Raw genomic sequence first — 2,179 nt, forward strand, 5'->3', positions numbered from 1 at the left:
GGCACCGGGAGCAATCCCGGTGCCGGGCCGTCCGGGCGTTGTCAGACGGCGGGTTCGGTGTCCCGCCGGGACACCGCGAGGAACGCCACGAAGGCGACGATCGCCACGGTCCAGGACAGGGTGACCGGGCCGAGGCCCCAGTCGAGGCCGCCGCGTCTGCCCGGCAGGGCCATCCAGTCGGCGAGGGAGGCGCCGAGCGGGCGGGTGATCACGTAGGCGGTCCAGAAGGCGGTCACCGGGCCGAGGGCGCCGACGCGGTGGGCGACGGCCGGGACGCCGATGGCGACCGCGAAGAGGACGGCCGAGCCGAGGTAGCCCAGGCCGGCGGTCGCGGTGAGGTCGCCCGCGGCGGTGCCCAGGGCGAAGGTGGCGAGGACGGCCGCCCAGTAGAAGCACTCGCGGCGGCGGGTGCGGATGCTGTGGATGGACAGGGTCCGCTCGCTCGCGTACCAGAGGGCGAAGACGGCCGCCAGGGCGATCATGAAGAGCGGGGTGGACAGGGTGTACGGCACACCCAGGCCGACGTGGAGCACGTCCGCGGCCATCGTGCCGAACACGCTGACCATGACGATCGCCGTCCAGTAGATCCAGGCCACGTACCGGCGGACGGCGAACTGGAGCACGAGCGAGGCGACGAAGGCGAGGCCGCCGAGGCCGACCGCGGGGATCGGGCCGAGCAGGTGGGCCAGGAAGTCGGAGGCTGTCTCGCCCATGCCGGTGGTGAGGACCTTGATGATCCAGAAGTAGACGGTGACCTCCGGCACCTTGTTCGCGCTCTCGCGTATGCGCGCGCGTGCGTGACCGCTCGGCCGGTGGTCGAGGACGTGCTCTGTGCTCATGAGTCGAACCCTCGCACGGCCAACTGCCCCGTCCCCAGTCCCCTTTGCCATTGCTTTGGGGCTTCTGGTGCAGGTGTTGCCACAGGCCGCCACGAACCTGAACGCAACCTGAAAGCCTCAGGGAAATCCCTGGTCAGTGGCCCGACCGACCTGATACACAGGCCGGTCGGCCGGCTGCCGGACTCAGAGCGCCACACCCACGTGCGCGAGCGCCTGCTTCAGCAGCATTCCGTGCCCGCCCGGCATCTCGCTCTGCACGGCCGGGGAGGCCGCCTCCTGCGGGCTGAACCAGACCAGGTCCAGCGCGTCCTGCCGGGGGCGGCAGTCGCCGGTCACCGGTACGACGTAGGCCAGGGACACCGCGTGCTGGCGCGGGTCGTGGTACGGGGTGACACCGGCCGTCGGGAAGTACTCGGCGACCGTGAACGGCTGGAGGGAGGCGGGAACGCGGGGCAGGGCCACCGGGCCGAGGTCCTTCTCCAGGTGGCGCAGCAGCGCGTCGCGAACCCGCTCGTGGTGCAGCACCCGCCCGGAGACCAGGGTCCGGCTGACCGTTCCGTCCGGGCCGATGCGCAGCAGCAGTCCGATGCTGGTGACTTCGCCGCTGTCGTCCACGCGCACGGGCACGGCCTCGACGTACAGGATCGGCATCCGGGCCCTGGCCATCTCCAGCTCGTCCGTGGTCAGCCAGCCGGGCGTGGTCTCGGTCATGTCAGACATTGCTTGATCATACTTTCCGGGTGGGGCGTCCGCTGGGATCACGGACAGGTTCGGATACGGGCGGTCCGTAGAGGCGGCGGGCGTTGTCGCGGCCCGTCCAGGCCGCGATCCGCAGTGCGTCGGGCAGGCTCAGCTCGTCGGCGTCCACGCGGCTCTGCAGCAGATCGCCGAGGCCCTGCCGGAAACACAGGGCACCCAGGTGGTGGAACTCGGCCACGCCGTAGGCGTCGGAGCTGTACAGCAGTTTGCGGTACGGGGTGATCTCCAGCGCCTCCTCCAGCACCGCACGGGCGCGGGTGGGGCCGGTGTAGTGCAGGGCCAGCCCCACGTCCAGGTACACCTGCTCGAACACCGCGGCCAGATAGGCGGCTTGGCGCTGGTAGGGCCAGCAGTGCAGCAGCAGGACGGGGATCGTGCCGGCGGTCCGGTGCAGCCAGTCGGTGAGCAGCGCGGGGTCGGCCCGGTGCAGCCGTACGTCAGCGTCGCCGAACCCGGTGTGCAGTTGCAGGGGCAGGCCCAGGCCGACGGCGGCTCCAGCAGCATCAACGGGATGATCTTCCAGCGCGGCAACCCCATGGACTACGAGCGCTGGGCCGCCGACGCGGGCATGGGGACCTGGG

General features: G+C 71.2%; 2 protein-coding genes and 2 pseudogenes. 1 reads left to right on the top strand and 3 read right to left on the bottom strand.

Features of this window, described 5'->3' with window-relative positions; all coding sequences use genetic code 11:
- Window positions 1-41: 41 nt before the first annotated feature.
- The 3 genes and pseudogenes from ACWEN3_RS45720 to ACWEN3_RS45730 form a co-directional block, all read right to left on the bottom strand.
- On the bottom strand, window positions 42-839 hold the full coding sequence (locus ACWEN3_RS45720) for a COG4705 family protein (protein WP_452984265.1): 798 nt from the start codon (window positions 837-839) through the stop codon (window positions 42-44).
- A 183-nt stretch (window positions 840-1,022) separates the two neighbouring features.
- Window positions 1,023-1,550, bottom strand: a complete 528-nt coding sequence (locus ACWEN3_RS45725; RefSeq protein ID WP_452984267.1) for an NUDIX hydrolase family protein — start codon at window positions 1,548-1,550, stop codon at window positions 1,023-1,025.
- A 16-nt stretch (window positions 1,551-1,566) separates the two neighbouring features.
- A pseudogene (locus tag ACWEN3_RS45730) lies at window positions 1,567-2,088 on the bottom strand (amidohydrolase family protein); the annotation flags it as partial.
- Here ACWEN3_RS45730 and ACWEN3_RS45735 point away from each other — a divergent pair.
- A pseudogene (locus tag ACWEN3_RS45735) lies at window positions 2,086-2,179 on the top strand (GMC family oxidoreductase N-terminal domain-containing protein); the annotation flags it as partial. The pseudogenes ACWEN3_RS45730 and ACWEN3_RS45735 sit on opposite strands and share 3 nt — an antisense overlap.

The sequence above is a fragment of the Streptomyces sp. NPDC004561 genome, assembly GCF_053602155.1.

What these genes read in the sequence shown, in the direction of transcription:
- ACWEN3_RS45720 (WP_452984265.1), bottom strand. Translation starts at nt 839, where the DNA reads ATGAGCACAGAGCACGTCCTCGACCACCGGCCGAGCGGTCACGCACGC.
- ACWEN3_RS45725 (WP_452984267.1), bottom strand. Translation starts at nt 1,550, where the DNA reads ATGACCGAGACCACGCCCGGCTGGCTGACCACGGACGAGCTGGAGATG.